Source organism: Brevibacterium zhoupengii (assembly GCF_021117425.1).
GTDB lineage: Bacteria > Actinomycetota > Actinomycetes > Actinomycetales > Brevibacteriaceae > Brevibacterium > Brevibacterium zhoupengii.
Window position 1 is genome coordinate 3,004,429 of the sequence record NZ_CP088298.1, and the last position, 26,423, is coordinate 3,030,851.

Annotated in this window: 21 protein-coding genes; 5 read left to right on the top strand and 16 right to left on the bottom strand. The window is 62.9% G+C overall.

What is annotated here, in order from left to right; translation table 11 throughout:
- Window positions 1-39: 39 nt before the first annotated feature.
- The 9 genes from LQ788_RS13660 to LQ788_RS13700 all read right to left on the bottom strand — a co-directional run bounded on the left by LQ788_RS13660 (window position 40) and on the right by LQ788_RS13700 (window position 11,116).
- Window positions 40-888 (bottom strand): Type 1 glutamine amidotransferase-like domain-containing protein, encoded by an 849-nt coding sequence (locus LQ788_RS13660; protein WP_231441831.1) that lies wholly within the window; start codon window positions 886-888, stop codon window positions 40-42.
- Window positions 849-1,343, bottom strand: a complete 495-nt coding sequence (locus LQ788_RS13665) for a hypothetical protein (protein ID WP_231441833.1) — start codon at window positions 1,341-1,343, stop codon at window positions 849-851. The genes LQ788_RS13660 and LQ788_RS13665 overlap by 40 nt, the downstream gene beginning before the upstream one ends.
- 2 nt (window positions 1,344-1,345) lie before the next feature.
- Entirely contained in the window at window positions 1,346-2,434 is a 1,089-nt protein-coding gene (locus LQ788_RS13670; protein ID WP_231441835.1) for a lipoate--protein ligase family protein, read from the bottom strand.
- Between the two features lie 46 nt (window positions 2,435-2,480).
- Complete coding sequence (locus LQ788_RS13675; RefSeq protein WP_231441836.1) at window positions 2,481-4,730, bottom strand: prolyl oligopeptidase family serine peptidase; 2,250 nt, start codon at window positions 4,728-4,730, stop codon at window positions 2,481-2,483.
- A gap of 64 nt (window positions 4,731-4,794) precedes the next feature.
- Entirely contained in the window at window positions 4,795-5,433 is a 639-nt protein-coding gene (locus tag LQ788_RS13680; protein ID WP_231441838.1) for a GNAT family N-acetyltransferase, read from the bottom strand.
- 282 nt (window positions 5,434-5,715) lie between these two features.
- Window positions 5,716-7,038, bottom strand: a complete 1,323-nt coding sequence (locus LQ788_RS13685; protein ID WP_231441840.1) for an HNH endonuclease — start codon at window positions 7,036-7,038, stop codon at window positions 5,716-5,718.
- An 84-nt stretch (window positions 7,039-7,122) separates the two neighbouring features.
- A complete protein-coding gene (locus tag LQ788_RS13690) occupies window positions 7,123-8,562 on the bottom strand; it encodes an MFS transporter (protein ID WP_231441842.1) in 1,440 nt (479 codons plus the stop codon).
- Between the two features lie 304 nt (window positions 8,563-8,866).
- Window positions 8,867-9,958: a branched-chain amino acid aminotransferase gene (locus tag LQ788_RS13695; protein WP_231441844.1), complete on the bottom strand. Its 1,092-nt coding sequence runs from the start codon at window positions 9,956-9,958 to the stop codon at window positions 8,867-8,869.
- Window positions 9,959-10,078: 120 nt separating this feature from the next.
- Window positions 10,079-11,116, bottom strand: a complete 1,038-nt coding sequence (locus LQ788_RS13700) for a 3-isopropylmalate dehydrogenase (protein ID WP_231441846.1) — start codon at window positions 11,114-11,116, stop codon at window positions 10,079-10,081.
- Window positions 11,117-11,313: 197 nt separating this feature from the next.
- Here LQ788_RS13700 and LQ788_RS13705 point away from each other — a divergent pair, with 197 nt between their 5' ends.
- Both LQ788_RS13705 and LQ788_RS13710 read left to right on the top strand, forming a co-directional pair.
- Complete coding sequence (locus tag LQ788_RS13705) at window positions 11,314-12,165, top strand: HpcH/HpaI aldolase/citrate lyase family protein (RefSeq protein ID WP_231441848.1); 852 nt, start codon at window positions 11,314-11,316, stop codon at window positions 12,163-12,165.
- 10 nt (window positions 12,166-12,175) lie between these two features.
- Window positions 12,176-12,934: a phosphatase PAP2 family protein gene (locus LQ788_RS13710; RefSeq protein WP_231441850.1), complete on the top strand. Its 759-nt coding sequence runs from the start codon at window positions 12,176-12,178 to the stop codon at window positions 12,932-12,934.
- Window positions 12,935-12,975: 41 nt separating this feature from the next.
- Here LQ788_RS13710 and serA read toward each other — a convergent pair whose 3' ends face one another.
- The 5 genes from serA to LQ788_RS13735 form a co-directional block, all read right to left on the bottom strand.
- Window positions 12,976-14,568, bottom strand: a complete 1,593-nt coding sequence (serA, locus tag LQ788_RS13715) for a phosphoglycerate dehydrogenase (RefSeq protein ID WP_231441852.1) — start codon at window positions 14,566-14,568, stop codon at window positions 12,976-12,978.
- Window positions 14,569-14,704: 136 nt separating this feature from the next.
- Window positions 14,705-15,997, bottom strand: a complete 1,293-nt coding sequence (locus LQ788_RS13720) for a GNAT family N-acetyltransferase (RefSeq protein ID WP_231441853.1) — start codon at window positions 15,995-15,997, stop codon at window positions 14,705-14,707.
- Window positions 15,998-16,126: 129 nt separating this feature from the next.
- Window positions 16,127-17,158 (bottom strand): ketol-acid reductoisomerase, encoded by a 1,032-nt coding sequence (gene ilvC, locus LQ788_RS13725; protein WP_069600489.1) that lies wholly within the window; start codon window positions 17,156-17,158, stop codon window positions 16,127-16,129.
- A gap of 150 nt (window positions 17,159-17,308) precedes the next feature.
- Window positions 17,309-17,821 (bottom strand): acetolactate synthase small subunit, encoded by a 513-nt coding sequence (gene ilvN / locus LQ788_RS13730; protein ID WP_096178825.1) that lies wholly within the window; start codon window positions 17,819-17,821, stop codon window positions 17,309-17,311.
- Window positions 17,818-19,755 carry an acetolactate synthase large subunit gene (locus LQ788_RS13735; RefSeq protein WP_231441855.1) on the bottom strand — a complete coding sequence of 646 codons (1,938 nt, stop codon included), beginning with the start codon at window positions 19,753-19,755 and terminating at the stop codon, window positions 17,818-17,820. Before LQ788_RS13735 ends, ilvN begins: the two co-directional genes overlap by 4 nt.
- A 333-nt stretch (window positions 19,756-20,088) precedes the next feature.
- On the opposite strand from LQ788_RS13735, the gene LQ788_RS13740 reads away from it, so the two are divergent.
- Both LQ788_RS13740 and LQ788_RS13745 read left to right on the top strand, forming a co-directional pair.
- Window positions 20,089-21,855 carry an ABC transporter ATP-binding protein gene (locus LQ788_RS13740; RefSeq protein ID WP_317207044.1) on the top strand — a complete coding sequence of 589 codons (1,767 nt, stop codon included), beginning with the start codon at window positions 20,089-20,091 and terminating at the stop codon, window positions 21,853-21,855.
- Window positions 21,852-23,705, top strand: a complete 1,854-nt coding sequence (locus tag LQ788_RS13745) for an ABC transporter ATP-binding protein (protein ID WP_231441859.1) — start codon at window positions 21,852-21,854, stop codon at window positions 23,703-23,705. The genes LQ788_RS13740 and LQ788_RS13745 overlap by 4 nt, the downstream gene beginning before the upstream one ends.
- A gap of 117 nt (window positions 23,706-23,822) precedes the next feature.
- Here LQ788_RS13745 and LQ788_RS13750 read toward each other — a convergent pair whose 3' ends face one another.
- A complete protein-coding gene (locus LQ788_RS13750; protein ID WP_231441862.1) occupies window positions 23,823-24,830 on the bottom strand; it encodes a hypothetical protein in 1,008 nt (335 codons plus the stop codon).
- A 232-nt stretch (window positions 24,831-25,062) separates the two neighbouring features.
- On the opposite strand from LQ788_RS13750, the gene LQ788_RS13755 reads away from it, so the two are divergent.
- Window positions 25,063-25,653: a hypothetical protein gene (locus LQ788_RS13755; protein WP_231441864.1), complete on the top strand. Its 591-nt coding sequence runs from the start codon at window positions 25,063-25,065 to the stop codon at window positions 25,651-25,653.
- A 148-nt stretch (window positions 25,654-25,801) separates the two neighbouring features.
- Here LQ788_RS13755 and LQ788_RS13760 read toward each other — a convergent pair whose 3' ends face one another.
- Window positions 25,802-26,407, bottom strand: coding sequence for a protein-L-isoaspartate O-methyltransferase family protein (locus LQ788_RS13760; protein WP_231441865.1), 606 nt, complete (start codon window positions 26,405-26,407; stop codon window positions 25,802-25,804).
- Window positions 26,408-26,423: the final 16 nt, after the last annotated feature.

Consider the following 26,423-nt stretch of genomic DNA (forward strand, 5'->3'; position numbering starts at 1 on the left):
CTCTCCTTGTGCAGGGTATGGCTTGATTGATTCCCAATCCTACAGATCAGATCGCCGAGGTGGTTCGACCGTGCGTGGCGAATGTTGGGTCACGTCTCTGTCGAGCCGTGTTTCGCCTCGCTCGTCGACGATATAGGCGTGTGCCTCGGATTTCTCCGCAATCACCGAGGTGGCTCTGAAGTTCTCGAAGACGACCGCAGCATAGTCATCGATGGCCAGCCCTGGCCCCGGAAGCTGGCCGGTCTCGATCCATGTTCGGAAGGTCTCAGCCCGACCGGGTTCACCGTGATAGTGCGGGCAGGCGCTTCCGGAGATGAATCCGAGGCCGTCGTTGAGTGGAGCCAAGGGCCCGAACGAATCTGTCGACGAGGCCTCGAACCAGCAGTTGGCGCCGGCACTGATTCCGGCCAGGACGGTGCCTCTCGATGCGGCGAGCGCCATGATGTCGTCGACTCCGTGGTCACGCCACAGCGTCAGCAGGTTGGCGGTGGATCCACCGCCGACGTAGATGAGGTCCATGTCCAGGAGCATCTTCGGGTCCTGGTAGTCCCACGGGCTCTGTCCGAACAGTGAGAGCACGTGCGTTTCGGCCCGCCCGGCGAAAGCCGCTTCGAAGCGGTGGATGTAGTCGGGGTTGTCTCCCGAGGCGGTCGGAACGAAGCACACGCGAGGGAGCAGCGAAGCTCCGCGACTACCTCGGCGGTGGTGAGCTTCTGTGCTGCGTTTGTCCCGAACGGTGGCCGCCAGCTCAAGGAGGTAGTCATCGATCGCTGATGTCCCCGATTCCGACATCGAGAACCCGCCACCACCGAGAGCGACGATCGTCGACTGATTCAGAGCATCATCCTTCATCGTCTCGTGGGCCTGTGAGGTCGTCCGTTCTGCCATTGGTCACGGGGTTTCCGTCTCGTTCGGCCAGCCTTCACCAATGCCGCGATGGCGCCGACTCCGAAGAACAGGAAGCCGATTGCGGCGACGATGAGCACCGCGATCTGGTTGCCGCTCGCCCCATAGGTCAGCGCCGATAAGAGCGTGAAGATGAACAGGAGCCCCATCCCGAGCCCCATCAGCAGCCCCACCCACAGTGTGAGTACGAAGGTGGTCCGGGAGTTGGGGTCCCTGCGCATCAGGATTCCGCCGAAGAGACAGGCACCGAAGAAGACCAGGCACACCAGCCCGATCAGGCGGAGAGCGCCGATGAACATACACAGCAGCGAGGCCGCCACGAACACAGACGAGACGATGATGAGTGCGGTTCCCTGCCGTCTCTCACGGCGTTGTGCTTCTGCAGCCAGTGCCAGTGCTTGGGCCTGCCACCAGGGCCCTTGATCCTCTGGGGACATGCTCACGGCACCCGGTGCGTCCACTTCTCGGTGCCGAACTTCTCGTCAACCAAGGCCTGCGCCTTGTCCAATTCGTCGGCGGTGAAGGTGTCGAAGCTTGCCCCGTAACGGTCGGCGAAGGTGTTGGCCATGACGTCGATGATGTCCTTGCGGGCCTCACCGGTCTGGCTGCGGAGGGGGTCGACGCGCTTCTTGGCGCTCGAGACTCCCTTGTCGGAGATCTTCGCCTCGCCGATGCGCAGAACCTCGACCATCTTGTCGGCGTCGATGTCATAGCTCATCGTCGCGTGGTGGAGCAGAGTGCCATCACGCAGTCTCTTCTGTGCCGCACCGCCGATCTTGCCGCCGGTTGAGGAGATGTCGTTGATCGGTTTGTAGAAGGCTTCGACGCCGAGGCTCTTCAGAGCGGCCAGCACCCACTGGTCGAGGAAGACATAGGACTCCTCGTAGTCGAGGCCGGCGACCAGCGAGGGCGGCACGAACATCGAATAGGTGATGCAGTTCCCGCCTTCCATGAACATCGCTCCCCCGCCGGAGATGCGGCGCACAACCTGCACGCCGTACTTCTCGACGCCTTCTGGGCGAAGTTCGTTGACATAGGACTGGAAGGCCCCGATCACCGTGGCGGTGTCGTCCCATTCCCAGAATCGCAGTGTCGGTTTCCGACGTCCCGCCGCGACCTCCTCCAACAGCACCTGGTCGAGGGCGACATTGACCTGTGTGGGCAGCACCTGACCGCGGATGACCTGCCAGTCGAAGTCGGTGAAGTTCGCCGCCGACCCCAGAGCACGGCGGACGACTGTCGCGATGTCAGAGGTGGAGAATCCGTGCATCGCCAGTTCCGAGCCGTAGCCGGCGAGCGCCGCATCGAGTCGTTGCCGCAGATTCGCGTTGTCGGCGGTGACGCTGGCTCCCACAAGCGCAGGGGCGAGATCGAAGTAGGCCTCTTCGGGTTCGAGGAAGAAGTCACCGGAGATCTTGAGCTCGGTGATGGTCTTCCCGTCGGTCTCCACATCGGCGACCACGAGCTTCCCGCCGATGACCTTGTACTCGGCGTGAAAACGCTGGGGTTCGTGCATGTCGTTCGTCATGGTTCCAAACCTACTCTCGGGGCAGTCTTCGTAGCTATGAACTTGCTCACTCGCCGGTCAGTGAGTTCCACAGGAACCGGTAGCTCAGGGCCCGGGTGAAGGCCGCCTGCTTGTTGTCCGATGCCGCCGAGTGTCCGCCTTCGGTGTCTTCGAAGAACCACACGTCAGCGATGCCGCGATCCTGCATTCGGGCAGCCATCTTGCGTGCCTGGACTGGCCCCACACGATCATCCGAGGTCGCTGTCCAGAACAGCACCGGCGGATAGTCCGTACCGTCTTCGAGCAGATGGTAGGGCGAGAACTTCTGGATGAACGCCCAGTCCTCGGCCACATCCGGGTCACCGTATTCGGCCTTCCACGAATAGCCGGCGCTCAGTTTGGTGTAGCGGCGCATGTCCAGAAGAGGCACTCCGCACGAAATCGCGCCGAAGAGCTCGGGATACTGGGTGAGCATGTTCCCCACCAGCAGTCCTCCGTTCGATCCGCCAGCACAGGCCAAGCTCGACGGACTCGTCACTCCGCGTGCGATGAGGTCCCGGGCAACCGCGGCGTAGTCCTCGTAAGCCCGCATCCGGTTCTCCCGCATCGCCGAGGTGTGCCACCCTGGCCCGTATTCTCCACCGCCGCGGATGTTGGCGAGGACATAGACCCCGCGCCGTCCTGCTGGAACCGAGGCTTCGGTTCCAGCCGTGCGCCCCAACCAGCCGATGCCCATGACCGGAGAGTAGACCGGTGTCCGGCTGACTTCGAAACCGCCGTATCCGTCCAGCAGGGTCGGATTCGACCCGTCGAGTTCCAGGCCGCTGTCGCCGATCTGGAAGTAGGGGACCTTCGTTCCATCGTCGCTGGTGGCGAAGTGCTGTTCGACGCGGAACCCTTCGCTGGGAAACAGTGCTGGCGCCGATTTGATGACTTCTGGTGTGGTCGAGCTGCTGGTGCTGCCAGAGCTCTCGGTATCTCCTGAGGCCTTCAGACTCCCGTACGACAGGGTCGACGGGGTGAGGAAACCCGTGCTCACCAACCAATAGTCGTTGGCAGTCGCATCATCACGCTTGTCGACGGCCCCGAGACCAACCATGTGATTGGCCGGGACGCCGGGCAGTCGAGACGAGGAGAAGCCGTCGTTCGGGTCAAGAACGACCAACTGCGATTGAACGTCGGAGAGCAGTTCGAGGACGAGGTAGTCCCGTGTCCATGTCCACGACTGCAGTGCGGTGCGCTCATCTGGGGTGAAGATGACGGTTGGGGAGATTTTCCCGGCCTTCACCTCGGCGATATCGGCAACAGCCAGGCCTCCGGCCGCGACCGTGAGACCCTCATGATCCCACTGAGACTGGGGACGGAAGAGAACGAAGTCTCGCTCGAATCCGACCTCCACATCGGTCGGGATATCCACGACGTGACGTTTGTTCTCCCACGCCAAGGCGGAGGCTGAGATCGACCCGGATTCGTCTCTGACATCGTCGACGTCGATGAAGCTCATCCTCGTGTTGAAGAAGTCGATCGCGTCGATGACGAATGCCCGGTCGGTGGAATCAGGATCTGCTGCTCCCACGTCGCTGCCGACGAAGATGGCGACATGGTCGCGCGGCACCTCGGCGACGATTGGCGCATCTGTGATGGCCTGGCCACGTGTGAGAACTCGTGCCTGACGCGGATAGGACGAGGTGGTGAGAGAGTCCTCACCGGTATCGGTGGCGACGATGATCGTGTCGTCGTCGAGCCAGGCGAAGCGAGTCTTCGCCGACGGCAGGTCGAAGCCGCCTGCAACGAAGGATTTGGTCACCAGATCGAATTCGCGCACCCGGTGTGCGTCCCCACCATCGGGAGACAAAGACACGAGAGCACGAGAGTTGTCCGAGCGACGTACCGAGGCTCCGGCCCAGACCCAGGGTGTGTCCTCGGCGATGCCGAGTGCGTCGATGTCGATGAGGACTTCCCATTCCGTGGAATCGGAGACATAGCTGTCCCAGGTGGTCTGTCGCCATACGCCTTTGGGGTTCGTGGAGTCGCGCCAGAAGTTGAAGTAGTGATCGCCTCGTTTGGCCACCATCGGGATCTTGCCCTCGGAGTCCAACGCGGTCTGAATATCGCCGGCGATGGAGTCGAAGAGATCATCATGGAAGCGGGCGAGGGTGGTCGCGTTCTGTTCCTTCACCCACGCAATCTGCTCCGCCCCGTGGATGTCTTCGAGCCACAGGTTCTCATCGTGTGGCATTGGGGCAGCGTCATGCGGCTGCATTGCCGCGGTGGAGTTCTCGTTCGTCTGGTCATCTGCCGAAGCTTCTCTGCGCATGCCACCATCCTAGTGATCGTTGAGCACCGCCGAACTCGGGTGCCCGCACAGCAGGCGGTTCAGTTCAGACCGGTGGTCGGAACATGATCAGTCCCGGTTGGCCGTTGGGTGCTTGGGGTCCGTGGCCGAGGTCGTAGAATCCGAGGCTTTCGTAGAGTCGGCGGGCGGGACTGTCGATGTCGGTGGTCTGGAGCCAGCAGCTGTATCCTCTGATGCCGGCCAACCAGGCCTGCAGAGTGGCTCGTCCGAGTCCGGATTGCTGCAGATGAGGGTCACGTGCCAACAGGTTGAGCGCGAACGACCATTCGATTGTCGCGGCGTTATCCCCGAGGGTGGAGCGGAGTTCATGCGCCCAGTCGTAGTCCTGTTCGGCCCAGGACCAGAAATGGCCGTAGGCGATTGATCTCAGGCGACCCTCGGAACGTGCTGCGGCGACGAGGACCTGGCCATTTCGGACCGAGAGATCGTAGAGACTGCCGAACAGTGCAGCATGCTTCGGATCTTCGTTCAGGGGCGGCTCGGCTGCCGCAGCAGCGTAGAGTTCCTCGACCTCAGACGGAGGCGGGAGTACCCCCGGGATTCCGGCTGCCGAACCTACGGGGGCCCAGCTCTGCCCCAGACCGCCCGGCACTCCCCACACGAGCTCAACGTCGAGCTCTGCAGGTGAGGTTCCGAGCACTTCACGCTCGGCATGTTCATCCATGCTCTCACCCTAACGACGTCGGCAGGCGATCAGTTGAATTCAGGGAGAATTCTCGCCAGTGGATTGAAGAGCTGACGGCTGATTTTGGCACCCGGTTCAGGTGGCTGGCTCTGGCGACTGGTTGAGGGCGTCATGCCGTGGAGACAAAATCGGCGAGCTGTCGATCGAGGCACACTTCCATCGTGCTTGGGGGCTCCTCATAACATTCCCAAACATCCACGTTCAGCGATGCGAACGGCGCTGCAAGTCTCGGCGCTTTCACTTTTCGCATTGGTGGGAGTTTCACAGAGAAGAGATTCGAATCGTTGGCCGGATCGGAGGCCTGTTCGTCTCTGAGCTTGGAACGGGGACCTTCTCGGGAGTTTGCCGTCGGTTTTCCAATCGGTCTGGTGCCGATCCGGTAGCGATGTCCGGTGGGAGTTCGTACGACCAGCTCTTCTGCCGTGGCCTCGTGCCGCCTGGCACCTCTTTGAGAAAGTTACATGCTGCGCAGAGACCTGAGGCGTTGTCCCAGCTGGTCTCACCGCCGCCGGAGTACGACTGCGCGTGGTCGGCATGCTTGATCTTGGCATCGCACCAAGGTGAGCGACAGACATCATCACGGATGACCACCATACGCCGAAGCAGACCAGAGAACTCACGCCGCTTCGAATCCATCCGGACCAGTTGCCCATCGGATGGTCGGGTATACAGCCGTCGGATGAACGTCGCAGCTTCGTTCTCGGCGATGAAATCACGTGCCGTCTTCGCGGGGACCGGGCCGAAGCCGGGAAACCATGCCGGGGTGTCGCCTGGGGAGAAGAGGCTGTTCTCATTCATCACGACGTGAACTTCGGTGGGAATGGCTTCTGCGTTATCTTGCCCTGTGGTTCTCTCGACCAGGAGGTCGGCCATGATCTGGCTCTGAGATCTTCCTTCGGCCTGTCCTATTCCGACGATCGACTGCGCGGACTTCGCGAGGTTGGTGTACGCCGCCACTGCCTGCGACAGGGGCAGGAGCGCCGTCAGATACGCCATGTTTCCTGGTGCTGGGCGCACGGTGACGGCACGCTCTTCCACACACCTGTCGAGGTGCTCGACGGCAGCCTTTTGGTCGAGTTGCTGGGCAAAGGCTCGGACTTCATTGCCCAATCGACCGACGCCGACCTCGGAGAGACGATCGGACATCCGCTCATCGACCTGGTGTCTTTTGTCCCTGGGGAGCCAGTCGGTTTCCTTCGCGACGACGCGTGCCTTCTCTTCCGAGATGACTCCGGCCTTCAACGCGGCATAGGTTTTGGGCAGGTCCATCAGCAGTGAGCGAGAGAAGCCGAGCAGTTTGCTGCCTCGGGCTCGAGACACCTTCCGAGCCAATCCGATCTCGGCGCCCAGGCCTCTGCCCTGTTTGCGGCTCGGCACTCCGTCTTCGGCCTCGCGATTCCGACGGTGCATATCGAAGGTCAGGGTTTCTCTGGCCTGCGCCGCTGCGCTCACTGACACCAGTTCTTCCAGGGCAGTGATCCGATCGATCGCTTCGTGCTCGGTCCGTGCTGGGGGCAGATCAGACAGCTTCTCGCGCCACCGATGAATCTCGGCGATCACATCTGAAACCGGCTCTGCCTCCATAAGAACACGGTAGCGGTCGGCACTGACATGAGATTTTGGTCGTGTATCATCCCAGGTCAGAGGTGGAACCGAGCGACGGGAGCCTCAGCCGAGCGCTTCGCCTGTGGTCTCTCTGGCGAGCAGGGCCATCAGCACCACTGCCACAACCACGAGCACACCTGTGAGGATGAACGTCAGTGTCAGGCCGAGAACCGGCCACATGAAGGCACCGAAGACAAGAGGTGCGATACCGGTCGCGATGCGCGATGCCGCCGATGCCCAACCGAATCCCGATCCTCGCAGGCGAGTTGGGTACAGCTCTGAGACGTATGTGTAGAGGGTGGGAATCGCAATCTGCACGACGAAGCCGAACCCGATGATGCTGGCCTTGGCGGCGAATGTCAGCTCCGAGCCGGAAGCCTCGATGAACACTGCAGCGCCGACGAGCAGGAGCGCGGAGACAATTGACGTGGTGCCGAGCACCCACTTACGACCGACTCTCTCGACGATCAGCGCCGAGACGATGACACCGAGGATTCCCACTGCGGTCATCGAACCGGTGACCATGAATGCTGCCTGGTCACCCAGGCCCTGTTTCTTCAGGATCCCCGGCAGCCATGTCAATGCTGCGTAGTAGACCAGGAGAACGGAGACGAACAGGGCCCAGGAGACGAGAGTCGTCTTGGCAGAGTACTGCCATAGCTGTACCAGTTGGCCGGTGGCAGCGCGTAGCTGTGCATTGACGTTGGTGATCTTGCCGGGCTGGGACGGAGCGTTCGGAATTGCCTGAGCCGCAGCACTGGTCTGGCTCGCGGCTGTTGCGGGGACATCATGGGTCCAGGTCGTCACCTCGGCGCCGGTGCGCTCAACGAGTCGGGCGATGATCGCATCGGCCTCTTTGTAGCGTCCGACAGAGGCTAGGTAGAGAGGTGATTCGGGAATTCCGAAACGCACGGCAACGGTCAGCAGCGCGGGCACGATCATGACGAGCATGATCAGTCGCCAATCCCCCACTCCCAGCAACCATGCGGAGACGAAGGCGCACAGTGAGGCGCCGATGGGCCACCACCCGTCCATCGCGGTGAGAACTCGGCCTCTGTGCTTTTTGGGGGTGAATTCGCCGACGAGGGCGTAGTCGACGGGGATGCAACCGCCGAGCCCGAATCCGGCGAGGAATCGGAAGAGGATGAACCAGCTGAATGCCGGAGAGAATGCACCTGCGACGGTGAAGACTGAGAACACCAGCAGAGTGAGGGTGAATGCCTTCTTCCGGCCGATCACATCGGCGATGCCGCCCCAGATGAAGGCGCCCAAGGCCATGCCGATGAGGTTGGCAGTGGCGATCCAGGCGGCTTGGCCGACACTCAGGCTCCAATAGTCGCTGAGCAGCGGGATGAGGAACCCATTGAGGGCGACGTCCCAGGCGTCGAACATGAATCCCAAGCCGCCGATGATGAAGATGGCACCTTGGGTTCTCCATCGCCAGGGAAGGTTGGCGACGACTTCGGAGGCGGTCGGCGTTGTCGCCGAGGTTGCAGTAGACACGAGGCCACAATACCTCTTTAACTCATTTGTGAGTAAAATTGCCCGCGACTCGTCTAAGCGCTCCGTGCCGCCCGGTGGAACATGTCTAGATGAAGTACGCCTATTGGACCAGGCGCGCCGAGCCCCAGGTCGAAACTCCTGAGACTGTCATGGCACATGCCTGAGACTGTCATGGCACACGAAGAGGGTCGGGTGCCGCGATCGAAATCGCAGCACCCGACCCTCTCAACGCGGGGCAAACTGAACCGCCGCGCACGCCTCAGTGCTCGAGCCAACGCAGCCTTCAGCGCCCAAATATCAGACCTCAGGCCAGGCGAACCATCCAGTTGTTCTTGTCCTCGGTCCGGCCGTACTGGATGTCGAGCAGCGTCTTGCGGAACTCCATGGTCTTCGCACCCGGCTCAGCGCCGTGATCGATGGTGAAGTCGTTGCTGACGACCCGACCGATCGGTGTGACGACCGCGGCGGTGCCACAGGCGAAGGCCTCGACGATGTCGCCGTTGGCAGCGCCCTCGCGCCATTCATCGATGGTGACCTTCCGCTCTTCGGGCTCGAGACCCAGCTGAGGGGCGAGATCGAGCAGCGAACGGCGGGTCACACCATCGAGGATCGAATCGCCGAGTTCCGGAGTGACCAGACGACCATCCTTGGTCACGAGCATGAGGTTCATGCCGCCGAGCTCGTCGATGTACTTGCCCTCTGCAGCATCGGTGAACAGCACCTGCTGGCACCCCTGAGCTGCGGCTTCGTTCTGCGCGGCCAGTGAGCTGGCGTAGTTTCCGCCGCACTTGGCGAATCCAGTGCCGCCGGCACCTGCACGGTTGAAGTTCTGCGATAGCCAGATCGAGACGGGCTCGATGCCGCCGGAGAAGTAGGGCCCGGCCGGGCAGGAGATGACGTAGTAGTCCACTTCATGACTGGAGCGCACACCGAGGAAGCGCTCGGTGGCGATCATGAACGGACGCAGGTAGAGGCTCGACTCGTCGGCCTCGGATTCGGGAGTCGGGACCCACTGCTGATCGAGGGCGACGAGGGCCTTGAGCGACTCGATGAAGTCCTCTTCCGGCAGCTGCGGCAGTGCAAGCCGTTCGGCGGACTTGTTGATGCGAGCGGCATTCCGATCGGGACGGAAGGTCCAGACCGAACCGTCAGCGTGGCGGTAGGCCTTGAGACCTTCGAAGATCTCCTGCGCATAGTGGAACACAGCCGCCGCAGGATCGAGCTGCAACGACGCGTATGGCTGCACCTGGTGTGCGTGCCAGCCATCGTCCAGGGTGTAGCGGACGTGGGCCATGTGGTCGGTGAAGTACAACCCGAATCCGGGGTCCTTCTTGATGTTCTCGCGCACCAGCTCGGGTTGCGGCTGGATGTTTTTGAGAACGGCAAACTTAGTCATAAGAACTCTTTTCTCATTTGTGATGAGTGACACTGTCAGGGTAGTCCATCACCCCGGTGCGCGTCGCACCGGGGTGATGGTGATCCAGGCCGCAGCAGCGGGTGAAACCAGACAGGAAGCTCAGCCCAGGCGAGCCGCGATCGCGTCGCCCACCTCGGCGGTGGAGCGCTTGGTTCCGTCCCGATCGGCCAGATCGGCTTCGACAGCTGTCTCAATCGACTTCGCGACGACGTCGAGCCCCAGGTGTGAGGCCATGAGCGCACCGGAGAGGATCGACGCGGTCGGGTCGGCGATCTGCTGCCCGGCGATGTCCGGCGCGGAGCCGTGAATCGGCTCGAACAGGCTCGGTGCTGTGCCTTCGACATTGAGATTGCCCGAGGCAGCCAGGCCGATGCCGCCGGTGACCGCGGCCGCGAGGTCGGTGAGGATGTCACCGAAGAGGTTGTCGGTGACGATCACGTCGTAGCGACTCGGGTCGGTGACCATGTAGATGGTGCACGCATCGGTGTGCTCGTAGTTGAACGTCACCTCGGGGTATTCGGCGCCGACCTTCTCTACGACGCGACGCCACAGGTGACCGGCGTGGACCATGACGTTGTGCTTGTGCACGTAGGTGAGCTTCTTGTTGCGGGCCTGCGCGCGCTCGAAGGCGTCGCGGACTGCCCGCTCCACGCCGTACCAGGTATTGACCGAGACCTCGGTGGCGACCTCATAGGGGGTGTCCGTCCGGACGGAGCCGCCCATGCCGGTGTAGGAGCCTTCGGTGCCCTCGCGGACGACGACGAAGTCGATCTCACCCGGGTTCGCCAGCGGGCTCGTGACACCGGAGAAGAGCTTCGAGGGGCGCAGGTTGACTGCGTGGCTCAGCCCGAAGCGCATCTTGAGGATCACACCGCGTTCGAGCACGCCCGAGGGCACGCTCGGATCACCGCAGGCACCGAAGAAGATGGCATCGTGCTTGCGCAGTGATTCGAGCTCTTCGTCGGTGATCGTCTCGCCGGTCTCGTGCCAGCGGCTGGCGCCGACATCGTAGTCTGTGAGATCGAGTTCGACCGGCTCTCCGGACACCTCGATCGCACGTTTGAGCACCTTGAGACCTTCGGGGACGACCTCGTTGCCGATTCCGTCGCCGGGCATGACCGCAATTGAAAACTTCATGGTCTCAGGTTAGAACTCATCTCACCATGCAACTAGGTTGTCCTACTATTCGGACAGCTTTGGGCGCTCGGTGCCAGCAAATCCCGTCATCCACAATTTCATGTCTCAAACTTCGTTCCCGACTACAATTTCCCGTCCCGAACGCCGAAGATGGGAGGAACAACCCCAGCGAAACAAACCCCAGAGAAAGTCGATCATTGACAGAGACGATCCGCAACGCCCGAGCCGCCGCCCTCCCCGCCAAGCTCTCCCGATCCTGGCTGCTGGTCAACGCCGCCAAAGAGGAGATCTTCACCGAGGCGCAGATCTCCGAATCGGATTCCGTCATCTTCGACCTTGAGGCCTCGGTCTCCGACGACAAGAAGATCGCCGCCCGTGACAACGTCGTGCGTGCCCTGGAAGGCGGCATGTCCGCCTGGGTGCGCATCAACAAGATGGACTCGGAATTCTGGGATGACGACCTCGCCGCCATCGCCATGCTGCCCGGACTGCGCGGCGTGATGCTGCCGGAGACCGAACGCCCCGAACAGGTCTCCTACACCGCGATGCGTGCGAAGGCGGGACTGCCGGTCATCGCCCTGCTCGAATCCGCCATGGGCGTGGAGAACGCAACCAAGATCGCCGAGGCACCCGGCACCTTCCGCCTGGCCTTCGGAACGAACGACTTCCGCAAGGACACCGGCTTCTCCGGTGACCCGATGGCGCTGGCCTACGCTCGCTCGCGCCTGACCATCGCCTCGCGCATGGGCGGGCTGCCCGGCGCGATCGACGGCCCATCCGCGGCGACCGCCAGCGATGAGCAGGTCCGCAACGACGCCGAGGTGACCCACATGATGGGCATGACCGGAAAGCTCGTGCTCAACGTCGATCAAGTCGTAGCGCTCAACGAATCGATGAGCCCGAGCGAGGATGAGCGCGATTGGGCTCGACAGCTCCTCGAAGCCGCTGAGGGCGGATCCGAGATCACGGACGGTTCGTACCTCCCCCGCCTGGCACGCGCAAAGAAGATCGCATCTCTGGCATCGACCTACGGTCTCTGGAACGCCTGAGTCCTCGGACGTGTCGGTCCGTCAGCCTTCGTGGATCCTCTGGTCGACCCTGCCTGCGATTCTCCTGGTCATGGCCTTCGGGCTGTGGCTGAGAGGCAATGTCTCCGGCCCTACAACGGTCGACCAGGACTGGCTCAACCTCGTCGGACTCGATCCCGACACCGTCCCGTACTGGATAGCGGTCACCCTCGCCGAGGTGGGTGGGGGCACGGGTGTCGTGATCTGCACGGGAGTGCTGGGTGCGGTCTTCGTCCTCCTGCGACAGTTCCGTTCCGCTGGCGTCCTCGTGACCACCATGCTCCTGGGAATTGCTCTGTCCGAGCTGCTCAAGGCCGTGGTGACCCGAGTCCGTCCCAGTGAGCAGCTCTACGATTCCCTGGGCTATTCGTACCCGTCGGGCCATTCCATGGGTGCTGCCGCCCTGGCCCTGGGACTGGCCTTCATCGCCTCACGGGCGCATATGCTGCGCCTGGCCGAGGTGGGCGCAGTCGCCCCATTGGCACTGCCGCCGGAGAGCACGAACGAGGTCGAGTCGGCTCCGACCGAGATCACTCCCCCACTCGAGCCCGTCGTCCTGCGGTTCCACTGGTCGATGCTCCTTGCCGCTGCCTGGATCCTGCTGATGATGTGGTCGCGGACCGCACTGCAGGTGCACTGGCTCTCCGACACGATCGCCGGTGCCCTCATCGGCATCTCAGCTGCGGTGCTCGCCGACGCACTCTGGACCTCGCTGACGATGAGGACCCGCTCACCTCGTCATGAGAGGTGAACGGGTCCCGTTCGATCTGCCGTTTCCGGTGACGGTGGAGGTCAGTCCTCGCTCAGTGAGACTCCGCTGAAGGCGGAGGCATTGACGGCTCCGGCCACGGCCTTGACGACTTCCTCGGAGACCGCCGAGTCGACGGCGAGAACCGAGAGCGCATCGTTGTCGGTTGCCGAAGGTGAGACCTGCATGCCGGCGATGTTGATCTCGTTGGCACCCAGTGCCTGGCCCAGCTGCCCGATGATTCCGGGGCGATCTTCGTAGCGGAAGATGAGCAGGTTGTCGGTGAGTTCGATCTCGAGGTCGAAGCCGTTGACCTCGGTGAGCTTCTGCACGAGCTTCGGTCCGGTCACGGTGCCCGAGACGGAGATCCGCTGCCCTTCGCTCGTCGTCGCGGTCAGCCGCGTGACATTGCGGAAGGATTCGCAGTAGGGATCGGTGACGAGTTCGACGCCGATTCCGCGCTCCTCGGCCAGGAGCGGTGCATTGACGTAGGAGACCTGATCGGACACGACGTCCTTGAACAGACCCTTGAGAGCGGAGAGCTTGAGAACGGACACGTCCTTGTCAGCGATCTCGCCGTTGACCTCGACCTTGAAGTGGGTCACCGAGGAGTTGGCCAACGAGTTGACCACGCGGCCCAGCCGTTCGGCCAGGGGAATGCCCGGGCGTACGTCCTCGTGGATGGCTCCTCCGGCGACGTTGACAGCGTCGGGGACGAGTTCACCGGCGAGTGCCTTGCGCACGGACTTGGCCACGGCCACGCCGGCCTTCTCCTGTGCTTCAGCTGTCGATGCGCCGAGGTGGGGCGTGACGTTGACGGCGTCGAGGTCCATGAGCGCCGAGTGCTCGGGTGGTTCCGTGCTCCACACGTCGATGCCTGCACCGCCGACCTCACCTGCTGCGACAGCCTCGGCGAGGGCGTCCTCGTCGATGATGCCGCCGCGGGCGACGTTGATGAACCGGGCGCCGGACTTGGCGGCCTTGAATTCCTCGGTGCTGATCATGCCGATCGTCTCAGGCGTCTTGGGCATGTGGACGGTCACGAAGTCGGACACGGCCAGCAGTCCGGGCAGGTCGACGACCTCGACGCCCATCTGCGCGGCGCGTGCCTGCGTGATGTAGGGGTCATAGCCGACCAGTCGCATGCCGAAGGCCTTGGCACGCTCGGCGACGAGGCCGCCGATGCGGCCGAGTCCCACGATGCCCAGAGTCTTCTCGTAGAGTTCCACGCCGGTGTACTTCGAGCGCTTCCACTCCCCCGCCTTGAGCGAGGTGTTGCCGGCGCCGAAGTAGCGTGCGGAGGCCAGAATGTGTGCCATGGTGAGCTCGGCCGCGGAGATGATGTTCGAGGTCGGAGCGTTGACGACCATGACGCCCGCCGAGGTGGCAGCTGGGACGTCGACATTGTCGAGTCCGACGCCGGCACGGGCGATGACCTGGAGCTTCTTCGCCGCGGTGATTGCCTCGGCGTCGACCTGGGTCGCGGAGCGGACGAGGATCGCGTCGACATCGACGATGTCGTTGAGGAGCTGGGAGCGGTCAGCACCTTCGGTGTGACGGATCTCGAAGTCTCCTCCGAGGGCATCGATGGTTGCCGGTGACAGATTTTCGGCGATGAGCACGATGGGCTTGGGCACTGAGTTCCTCCTGTTGCGTCCGGGACGCGTCCATCTTATGAGACTTTGTGAATGCATTCACAAAGTCTCAAATTATGGGAAGTGAGTCTCGACTCACTCAGGCGAGTGCATCAGCCGTGTCACTCAGGCGAGTGCCTCAGAACCCGTTGGGCGAATACGGCATCCGGCCCAGGTTGAACATCGAACTCGCGCGCACGGCCGCACCCGGCACATTTTCGTCGATGCGTCCTGCGCGGGCGAGGATCACCGGATCGGCGCCACCGAAGTAGAGGGACCCGAGTTCTGCGATGCCGAGACTCAGGTCGGCAGGGGTCGAATCGGGGGCGGTCTCGACGACGGCGTTCTCTCCGTCCGAGGTGATCGTGTAGCGACCACCAGCCAGATCGAGGGAGTCGTCGATCTCGAGGACCAGTGTGCCCGGCACATACCAGGGACGAGCCTCAAGGGCGGCTTTGACGTCGAGGATCCGCATCCAGATGTTGTCCTCTGTGGACACGGTCCGGACTCGGCGGGAGTCGGTGAGCAGCCACGGCAGCGGTGAGTCCTCGGCAGACTCTCCGAAGGTCACCCTCGTCGTCAGGTCGATGGCGGCCAGGAATGACCACAGCGAGGCGTAGGCGGCATCGGTGACCGCGACGAAGTCGATGAGTTCGATCGTCGGCGGATTCTTCGACCAGCCGGCGAACTTATAGGACACGTAGCCGTCGGCTTCACCCTGCTCGTCGAAGTGCAGGGCGGCACGCACACCACGATCGGCCTCGCCGGTGTCCGTGTTCAGGTCTCCGGTGGCGCGCTCGATGTAGGTCTGCTGGCGTTCCATGGCACCGGGTGAGGTGCGCATGAACTCTCCGTAGATCTTCGGTGCCAGCTCGCGCAGTTCGCTGGGCAGGCACATCTCGACCCGGCGGTCGGGTTCGTGGACCATCTTGAACCCCGGTGAGGTGTCGACCTCGATGGAGTGTGCCCAGGTCGCAACCCCGAATCCGAAGCGGGAGTAGATTCCGCCTTCGGTCGCTGTGAGTGCGGCGAAGGGGTATCCGGCGGCCTTCGCCTCGGCGAGGTCGGTCGTCATCAGCGAGCGCAGCAGGCCACGTCGGCGATGGGTGGGCCGCACCGTCACCCAGGTGATCAGGTGGCCGGGCACCAGACGTCCGCCGCCCACGTTGACCAGCTTCTCGAACCACGCAAACGTCGCCACGGGGACGCTGGCGTCGAGAGCGTGCTCGTATTCCTGCTTCGCGTAGACGGCGGTGAGATTCCGCCCGTCGGCGATGGCTCGCTCGACGCGATTCTTCAGCGCATCATCGGTCGACCGTGCGTCATGGAATCCCACGCTCGTCGACGCGAAGTAGCCCTGAGTGCGCTCATCAGGGGCTCCGGTCGACTCGTCGAAGGCTGGCTTGAAGTTTTCGAATCTGTAGTTCGTCACGATCCCAAGAGTAATTCACATCACCGCAGATGCGACTCATGCATGAGCGGAAATAGTCGCCTCGCACCGGGCGCAGATACGACGATGCCCCGGAGGCCAAGCGGCTTCCGGGGCATCGAGGTAAGACGATCAGCGAGCGGCAGTGCCCTCGGTGTAGTCGTCATCGGAGTCCTTGAGCCATGCGAACATCTTGCGCAGTTCGCGGCCGGTGGTCTCGATCGGGTGCGTCTCTTCCTTCGAACGCAGCTCCTTGAACTCAGCCGCACCGTTCTTCTGGTCGTTCATGAAGCGCTCGGCGAACTTGCCGTTCTGGATGTCGGCGAGGACGGCTTCCATGTTCTTCTTCACGTCAGGGGTGATGACGCGAGGACCGGAGACGTAGTCGCCGTACTCAGCGGTGTCGGAGATCGACCAGCGCTGCTTGGCGATTCCGCCCTCGACCATGAGGTCGACGATGAGCTTGAGCTCGTGGAGGACCTCGAAGTAGGCGATCTCCGGCTGGTAGCCGGCCTCGGTGAGGACCTCGAAGCCGTACTGCACCAGGTGGGAGGTGCCACCGCAGAGAACGGTCTGCTCGCCGAAGAGATCCGACTCGGTCTCCTCGGTGAAGGTGGTCTTGATGCCGCCGGCGCGCAGTCCGCCGATGCCCTTGGCGTAGGACAGGACGAGGTCCCAGGCCTTGCCTGAAGCGTCGGCTTCGACGGCGACGAGCACGGGGACGCCGCGACCGTCGACGTACTCGCGACGCACAACGTGGCCCGGTCCCTTGGGTGCGACCATGATGACGTCGACGCCCTCGGGAGGCTGGATGTAGTCGAAGCGGATGTTGAAGCCGTGAGCGAAGAGCAGCGCATTGCCGGGCTTGAGGTTCGGGGCGATCTCAGCGTTGTAGATCTCAGCCTGGACCTGGTCCGGGGCGAGGATCACGACGAGGTCGGCCCACTCGGAGACCTCGGCCGGGGTGCCGACTTCGAGGCCCTCTGCTGCCGCTTTGTCGCGGCTGGCGGAGCCTTCCTTGAGGCCGATGCGGACCTCGACGCCGGAATCGCGCAGGCTCAGTGCGTGTGCGTGTCCCTGGCTGCCGTAGCCGACGACGGCAACCTTCGTGCCCTGGATGACGGACAAGTCTGCATTGTCGTCGTAATAGCGTTCTGCTGCCATAGTTCTCTTGCTCCTTCAGAGGTTTGGGGTACTCCCCCATTGTTTCACAGTTCGGTACTGCTGTTCACTTATTGAGATGGTTGACGTTCCACGAAGTGGAACGAGAAGGCCTCAGCCGCGCAGGGTTCAGGTGCGCAGCATCGCCAGGCTTCAGCTGCGCAGGGCGCGGTCGGTGATCGACTTCGAGCCGCGCCCGATGGCCACGGTGCCCGATTGGACGATCTCTTTGATCCCGAAGGGTTCGAGGACCTCGCGCAGGGCCTCGACCTTGCCCAGTTCTCCGGTGGCCTCGACGCTGACGGAGTCGGGTCCCACGTCGACGATCTTGGCGCGGAACATCTCCACGGCCGCCGCAACCTGCGGGCGGGTGGTGGCGTTGGCCTTGACCTTGTAGATGATGTGGGCCCGCCGCACAGAGGTCGCTGGTTCGAGTTCGACGATCTTGATGACGTTGACCAGCTTGTTGAGCTGCTTTGTCACCTGCTCCAGCGGCACGTCCTTGACGTCGACGACGACCGTGATGCGCGAGAGCTCATCGTGTTCGGTGACACCGACGGCGAGGCTGTGGATGTTGAAGCCGCGGCGGGCGATGAGGCCGGTGAAGCGGGTCAGCACGCCCGGCTTGTTCTCGACCAGGACTGAGAGTGTGTGCCGGTTGTTCATTCCAGGCCTCCTTCGATCTGTGCCACGGAGCGAACTGTGCCGTCTTCTTCGGTACCGGCTTCTGCGATCTGGCTCTCAGCCTGCTCGTCGCCTTCGCCGTCGAACTCGGGGCGAATACCGCGGGCGTATTCGATCTCATCGTTGGATACACCGGCGGCGACCATCGGCCACACCATGGCATCCGGCGGGACCGTGAAGTCGAGGACGACGGGACGGTCACTGGTCTCCAGCGCCGTCTTGATCGCAGCATCGACATCGTCATTGCTGTCTACGCGCAGGGCCAGGCAGCCGTAGGCCTCGGCGAGTTTGACGAAGTCGGGGATCCGGATCGTCTCATGTCCGGTGTTGAGATCGGTGTTGGAGTACCGGCCGTCATAGAACAGGGTCTGCCACTGGCGAACCATGCCCAAAGACGAGTTGTTGATGATCGCAACCTTGATCGGGATGTCGTTGAGCGCGCAGGTCGCGAGCTCCTGGTTGGTCATCTGGAAGCATCCGTCTCCGTCGATGGCCCACACGACACGGTCGGGTTCGGCGACCTTCGCGCCCATCGCGGCAGGCACCGAGTAGCCCATGGTGCCCAGGCCCCCGGAGTTCAGCCAGGACTTGGGGCGTTCGAACTCGACGAACTGGGCGGCCCACATCTGGTGCTGACCCACGCCGGCGGCGTAGACGGCCTCGGGTCCGGTCAGCGCCGAGATCCGCGAGATCACATACTGGGGATCGCAGAGTTCGTCCTGAGTGGAGTAGCCCAGCGGGTAGGTCGTCTTGAGACGGTTGAGGAAGCGCCACCAGGGTTCGCGCTGACGTTCGAGCGCCTTGGGGAACTTGCTGCGCAGTTCGCTGAGCATCTCCGCAAGTACCTCGCGGGCGTCTCCGACGATGGCGACGTCGACGTCACGGTTCTTCCCGATCTCCGCCGGGTCGATGTCGGCGTGGATGACCTGCGCGTTCGGTGCGAAGGAGTCGAGGTTGCCGGTGACTCGGTCATCGAATCTGGCACCGATGGTGATGAGGAGGTCGGCCTTCTGGAAGGCGGTCACGGCGGGCACACTGCCGTGCATTCCCGGCATTCCGAGGTGGAGCTGGTGCGAGTCGGGGAACGCGCCGCGGGCCATCAGAGTGGTGGCCACGGGAATGTTGGTCGCCTCGGCGAGTTTGAGCAGTTCCTTGTCGGCCTGCGAACGGATGACTCCGCCGCCGATGTAGAACACGGGGCGCTGGGCCTCCGAGATGAGCCGGACGGCCTCGCGAATCTGCTTCGCATGCGGCTTGAGGATGGGACGGTAGCCGGGCAGCTGCGGCTCACCGGGCCAGACGAAGGGCGCGGTGCCCGTCTGTGCGTCCTTGGTGACGTCGACGAGGACCGGGCCCGGCCGGCCGGTGGTCGCGATGTGGTGGGCATTGAGAATCGCCGAGGGGATGTCCTCGGCCTTGGTGACGAGGAAGCTGTGCTTGGTCACAGGCATCGTCATTCCCACGATGTCGGCTTCCTGGAAGGCATCGGTGCCCAGCAGCTTCGAGCTCTGCTGGCCGGTGATGGCCAGGACGGGCACGGAGTCCATATGGGCGTCGGCGAGCGCCGTGATGAGGTTGGTTGCTCCCGGGCCCGAGGTTGCGATGCACACGCCCAGCTTGCCCGAGGCGGCGGCATAGCCTTCGGCCGCGTGTCCGGCACCCTGCTCGTGGCGAACGAGGATGTGGCGGATCTTGTCGGTCTCGAACAGGGGGTCGTAGGTCGGAAGGATGGTGCCGCCGGGAAGGCCGAAGACCGTCTCGACCTCGAGGAGCTCGAGGCTGCGGACGATTGCCTGCGCTCCGGTGAGGACCTCTGGGGTCGAGTTGCGTCGAATGCTTGACGGGGTCGCGGTGACCGGGGCTGCGCTGGGCGCGGTGCCAGTTCCCGCTGACTGGGCCGAGGGCGTGGCTGCCATCGTTTCGTATCCTTCCTAGTGATCCATCTTGTCTCCGCATGAAAAAAGCCCCTCCGGTTTCGGTAGGGGCGCGCGGAACATGTCGTGTTGACAGGCTACGGAAGATCCGCGCGCTGGGTAATAACGACGACAAGAAGGTGAGTCATGGCTCAATAGTTCACCTCCGGCGATAAGGGTGTCAAACGTCGCAATGGATCGTCTCGCAGAATGGGACATTTGTGGACTGAAGGATGAGACCCTGCAAACGTACCCGCGGCTGCACCACAGGGAAGAAGGAAAGCCCGATTGCGCGAACCATAGACTCCGACACGCGCTCCGACTAGGCTCTTGAAGGTGCGTCCCCTCTTACGTTTCTGGCCCGATCTGCGCTCTCGAATCGGCGTGTACATCGCAGTACTCGTGCTCACACTCCTGGCCAACGGCATCCAGCTGATCATCCCCCTGATCACCGGTCACATCATCGACGGCCCCATCGCCCACCGTGATCTGTCGGGCCTGTGGCTGCCCGTGCTCGGCGTCCTTCTCATCGGCATCGCCGAGGCGGTGGCGCTGTGGGCACGGCGCATGCTCGTTGCCCCGGTCGTCGCCCAGTGGGAGATCACCTGGCGTTCACGTCTCTTCGACCGACTGCAGTACACCTCGGTGGCCATCCACGACTCGTGGGAGTCCGGGCAGCTGCTCTCGCGCGCGATCAATGACCTGTCCCAGCTGCGCCGGTTCTTCGCCTTCGGTATCCCCTTCCTCGTGACCACTCCGCTGATCATCATCATCGGCACCATCATCCTCACCTTCCTCCAACCGGTCTTCGGACTCATCATGCTGATCATGGCCGTACCGACGATTGCCACGGTGACGGTCTTCGAGAAGAGGTACCGCGAGGCCTCTCGACGCTCCCAGGACACGGTCGGTGAGATCACCACCGAGGTTGAGGAGTCGATTCAGGGGATCCGGATCCTCAAATCCTTCGGCCGCTCGCCCTGGGCCGCGCAGCGCTTCTCCCTGCTGTCGCGGAAGTTCCAGGGTCTCGAGGTGCGCAAGGCGAAGCTCGACTCCTGGTTCTGGAGCGTGCTCATCCTCCTGCCCACGCTTGCCCAGGCAGCCATCGTGGCCGTCGGCACGTGGGGCGTCGTGCAGGGGTGGACGACGATCGGCACCGTGGTTGCGGGAGTGACCATCTCCATGGTGATGCGGATGCCCATCGAGATGCTCGGCTTCCTCCTCGCAGATGCCCTCATGGCCTTGACAGCCGCGGCCAGGTACTGGGAGGTCATTGACATCAGGCACGACATCACCGACTCCGACGGCCAGATCGCCGATGCCCCAGATGTGCGTCGCTATCAGGGCGAACTCGATTTCGAGGACGTCGACTTCCATTTCGCCGACACCGACCGCGAGACCCTGAAGAAACTCAACCTCCACATCGCTCCGGGCCAGACCCTGGCCATCGTCGGAGCCACGGGCTCGGGCAAGACGACCCTGGCTTCTCTGGTCCCGCGACTGCAGGACGTCACCGGCGGATCGGTGCGGATCGATGGCACCGATATTCGCGATCTGCCCGTCAACGAGGTGCGCAACCTCGTCTCCGTGTCCTTCGAAGACCCCATCCTGTTCTCCACCTCGGTGGCCGAAAACGTGAGCATGGGAGCAACCGGGGTCGATGATGCCGACATCTGGCAGGCCCTGGAGATCACGGCCGCGAAGGACTTCGTCGAACGACTGCCGGAGGGCTTGGACACCCAGGTCGGCGAGCAGGGACTCTCGCTGTCCGGTGGGCAGCGACAGCGGCTGGCACTGGCCCGCGCTGTGATCGGCGCTCCCCGCATCCTCGTCCTCGATGACCCACTCTCCGCAGTCGACGTCGATACGGAGGATCGGGTGCAACGGTCGCTGCGGGAGATCCTGCCCGATTCGACGACGCTGATCATCGCCCACCGCCCGTCCACCTCGGCGCTGGCTGATGCTGTTGCCGTCCTCGACGAGGGCCGCATCGTCGCACTGGGCACCCACGATGAGCTGCTGGGATCCTCCCCGCTGTACCGCGAACTCATGGGCGCATCCGCAGCGAGCGAGCATGCAGCGAGCGACGGAGGCAGCCGATGAGCATTCCCCGCCTCAATGAGGACGAGGTCGAGCAGCTTCCACCGGACATCGCGAAGAAGGCCCGCGCGCTGCTGCTGTCCCTGGTCCGTCCGCATCTGCCGATGGCGATCTTCCTGCTCGTCATCGTCGTGCTCACGGCGCTCTTCCTCGTCATCGGTCCGATCTTCATCGCCGATGCTCTCGACAACGGTGTGCCGAAGGCTGTCGAAGGCGATCCGGAGCCTCTGATTCGGGCAGTCTCAGCCTTCGTCATCTCAGCGATCGCCTCGGCAGTGCTCGCCTTCACCTCGACGAGGCTGGTCGGCATCACTGCGCAGAAGGTCGTCTACAGTCTGCGCGAACGGCTGTTCAAGCACATCCAACGCCTCGATCTGGGCTATCACGAGCGCTCGACCTCGGGCCGGCTGGTGTCGCGGCAGACCTCGGACATGGAGTCGGTGCAGCAGTTCCTCTCCTACTCGCTCTTCGATACGGCGCTGGCGCTGTTCGAGATGACGTTCATCGCGGTGACGCTCATCGTCCTCGACGTGCCTCTGGCCGTTGTGGTCTTTCTCGGCTTCATCCCGCTCTTCTTCATCACGAAGTCCGCGCACACTTCGCAGCGCAGCGCCTACCGTCGGACGCGGACCTCGATCGCGAAGGTCATCGTCCACTTCGTTGAGACCATGGGCGGGATCCGCGCGGTGCAGGCCTACCGTCGGCAGCCTGACCGACGCGGCACGCTCAAAGACGAGGACACCCAGTACCGCGACGCCAACACCGATGCTCTGCGCGGAGTCGCCTGGTTCGCCGGCTGGACGCGGCTGGTCGGCAATGTCACCCAGACCGTGATCATCATCGTCGGTGCCTGGCTCGTCATCGAAGACTGGACACAGATCGGCGTGCTCGCGGCGTTCATCCTCTATCTGCGTCGCTTCTACGGTCCGCTCGATGAACTGGTTCAGTCCTTCAATCTCTACCAGTCCGCCTCGGCCGCACTGGAGAAGATGGCCGCCGTCCTCGACACCGACCCCGAGGTGGTCGCACCGGCGAGTCCCAAACAGTTGCCCGTGCACAGTTCCGACCGGAGCTCGGGCACCACCTCGGCGACGGAGGACCTGCCTGACAAACCCAGCGGCCGCTCGATCGACCTCAATCATGTCCGCTTCTCCTACGGCGACGGCCCCGATGTCCTCCCCCGGTTCGACCTGCGCATCCCCGCGGGCCAGATCGTGGCGCTCGTCGGGGCGACCGGCGCGGGCAAATCGACCCTGGTCAAACTGGTCACACGGTTCTACGATCCCAGCGAAGGTCGCATCACCATCGACGAGGTGGACCTGCGTGACCTCGACGATGCCGAGCTGCGTCAGAGCGTGGTCATGGTCACCCAGGAGTCGTTCCTGTTCGCGGGCACGATCGCCGACAATATCCGGATCGGCAACCCCGATGCCGGTGATGACGACGTCGTCGCCGCGGCCACGGCCGTCGGCTTGGATCCCTACATCCGGCGACTGCCAGAGGGCTATGAGACCGATGTGAAGAAGCGCGGCGGTCGGCTGAGTTCGGGACAGCGTCAGCTCGTGTCATTTGCCCGCGTGTTTCTGGCCGACCCGGACATCGTCGTCCTCGACGAGGCGACCGCCCACCTCGACATCCCGTCCGAACGCCTGGTCCAGAAGGCACTGGCGACGGTGCTCGAGGGACGCACCGCGATCATCATCGCCCACCGGCTCTCGACTGTGGAGATCGCTGACCGCGTTCTCGTCATGGACTCCGGTCGGATCATCGAAGACGGCACACCGGATGAGCTGATCTCAGGGGCGGGCAAGTTCGCGCAGCTGCACAAGGCGTGGCGGGACTCGCTGGTGTAGGGCTGCGGGCCAGCCAACCCTGCCTCATTCGATATCAGCTCGGTGAACCGACACCAGCTAGGCGCATGGACCTGGCTACTGTCAGTTCACCGAGCTGATGGCCGGACCGATTGCGGCTCAGCCCGCCATATTCCGTGGAGTTCGTGCCCGCACGAGCCTTTCGATGTCGACGAACGCCTGCCGATGCCACAGGTCTTTCCAATAGACACGGATTACGTGATAACCAAGTGCACGCAGACGCCGTTCGCGTTCACGCTCACGGTCGAACTCCTTGCGAAGGTCGCGACCATTGAGCGTGTACTTGGCTCGTCCGTCGAACTCGATGATCGTCTTCGACGGCCGATGGATGAAGTCGGTGCGCGCCACGAAGAACCCGTTCTCATCAAAGATCTCGAACTGCGGCTCGATATCGTCCAGGCCGACTTCATGGAGACGGATTGCGACGATAGATTCTCCCGGGGACTCGTGCCGGGCGTCTGCCAAGGCGAGTGCCGCAGCGACTCGATGGCAGTTCCGGGCCTCCTTGCAGGTTGCAATTACAGTGCGGAGTTCCTCCTTGGAGACCAGCTGTCTCCGCAGAGCATCGTCGAGCATCGGGATGCTGTCTTCGAGCTCGTAATCACGGGCGACGTCGATGAGCGTCCGAGGTTTCGAGGTCAGCATCATTCCGCCGAGAGACTCGACATGTACGGCGTCGAGCTCCCGCCTACGAACGATCAGCTGAGCGAACCGCGCACTGGAATTCGGCCGGATGACTTCCACACGAGAATGCGCAATCTGCACAACCTCGAGCTGCCACAGCAATGCAGCAGACAGATGAGAGAAGACATCGCTTGTCGTATGCGAACCCTTCGCTGTCTTCCTATTGATCTTGTCGGCACGAGCTCGGATCAGCACCTTCACCCTCTCGACGGCATCACGCTTGTCTCCCAGTCGCACGAGTTCCTCGGCATCCCCGTCTGCGAGAGTTGCCCAGATCTTTACATGCCGAGGATTCGCACACATGCCTGTGACAGCGAAGCGACCGCGCGCAACACGCTCGAGACAGCACCCGATCGCGGCACGAATGTCGCGGTCCGAGTAGCCGAGACGCATCAGATCCGTCGTCGCAAAGACTTGGTACATGGCATTATCATCTATCAAACGCCATCAAACAGCAATACTCTGCATGTGATGGTCTCAACGATCCCAGCCCGGCCAATCGACCTGTCGCTTATCAGCCCGGTCAACCGACATCAGCGCGGCCCATGCACCGGGTAGGTGTCGGTTCACCGGGCTGATGAGCCTCAACTGCCAGCCGACACGACAACGTATATTGTTTCTAAGCTGACTGTTCGACTCGACAAGGAGGACACCGATGGACGCGGAGAAGCGGAAAGAAATCGGTCCTGCGGCCGAAGCCGGCACCGAGGGCGCCCTGGAACTCAACGTTCAAGCCGGAACTGGAGCCGGTTCCACGAACGGGACAGAACCCGTCACAATATCCGAGGAGCGACGGATCATCGGCGATGCAATTGCTCGGGGACATCAAGTGACGAGATGGACCGCATTGATCATCGGCCTGCTGTTCATCGCTTCAGGATTATGGTTGGCGGGCGTCCTCGTCCTCGTTGTGACGGTTTTCGATCTGCCCCGTATCGCAACTGAGCGCTATGCCCGCAAGCGTGGGGCCCGGCTGGACGTTCCCTCCCTCGACGTAGTTGAGAAGGCTTCTCTGTCAGGCCTGCTGATCCCGGTCGTATTCTTCTCTGCAATCTGTGGGCTCATCGTCGTCGAAGCGAAGCTCGGGCATCCACTGCTGCCGTGGTCATGGAAGAACCCGCAATACCGGGAAGATGATCTGTACATGATTGTTCCTTTCGTCGTCGCCGGATTGGTTCCCACCATCGCCTGGTTCGTCCGACGCAGAAAACACAACCGGCATCACAAGGATGGCGTCAACCACTGATCAGCGGTACAAAGCGATAACTGCCATGCCGCGTGATGGTGACGTCTGAGTCAGCACCGAACTCGTCAAAGAGCACCCTGAGCATGACTCGGATCAGCCTTGCTCAGTCGCGGCGTGGGCCGCACGGCCAGCACAGTCGCGAACCAGGTCAATTGAGGATGAGCGGAACGAATCGGTAGCGTCCGTGCCGGGTGATGGTGATGTCTCGGTCGCCCGATCCGGAGCGCTCGACCCTGAGCATCTCACCCTGCACGGGAATGACCATGACCCCACCGATCTCCAACTGCGCGATGAGTTCAGCTGGCATGCTCTGGGCCCCGGCTGAGACGAGGATGCGGTCGAATGGACCGGCATCCGGGAGGCCGAGGACACCTGAGGTCGCAGCGACGATCTCGACATTGCCGAAGTCGACATCGTCCTGAGCGAGGCGCTCCAGTGCCGCCCGTGCGTGTGTGATGAGTTCAAGGTGACGCTCCACTCCAGCCACATGCCCGCGAGAGCCGACTAGGACGCCGAGGAGAGCGGTCGTCCATCCCGAGCCCGAGCCGAGGTCGAGCACACGGTCGCCAGGCTGCGGGTCAAGGAGTGCGAGCATGTCTGCCACCGTGCTCGGCTGCGAGTTCGTCTGCCCCTCGCCGATCTGCAGCGGCACATTGCTGGAAGCGAATTGTTGTTCTTCCTTTGGCAGAAACAGCTCACGAGGAACCTGGGCGAAGGCCTCGGCGAGTGAGTCAGCTTGTCGATCGGATGCCATGGAATCCTCCAATGCT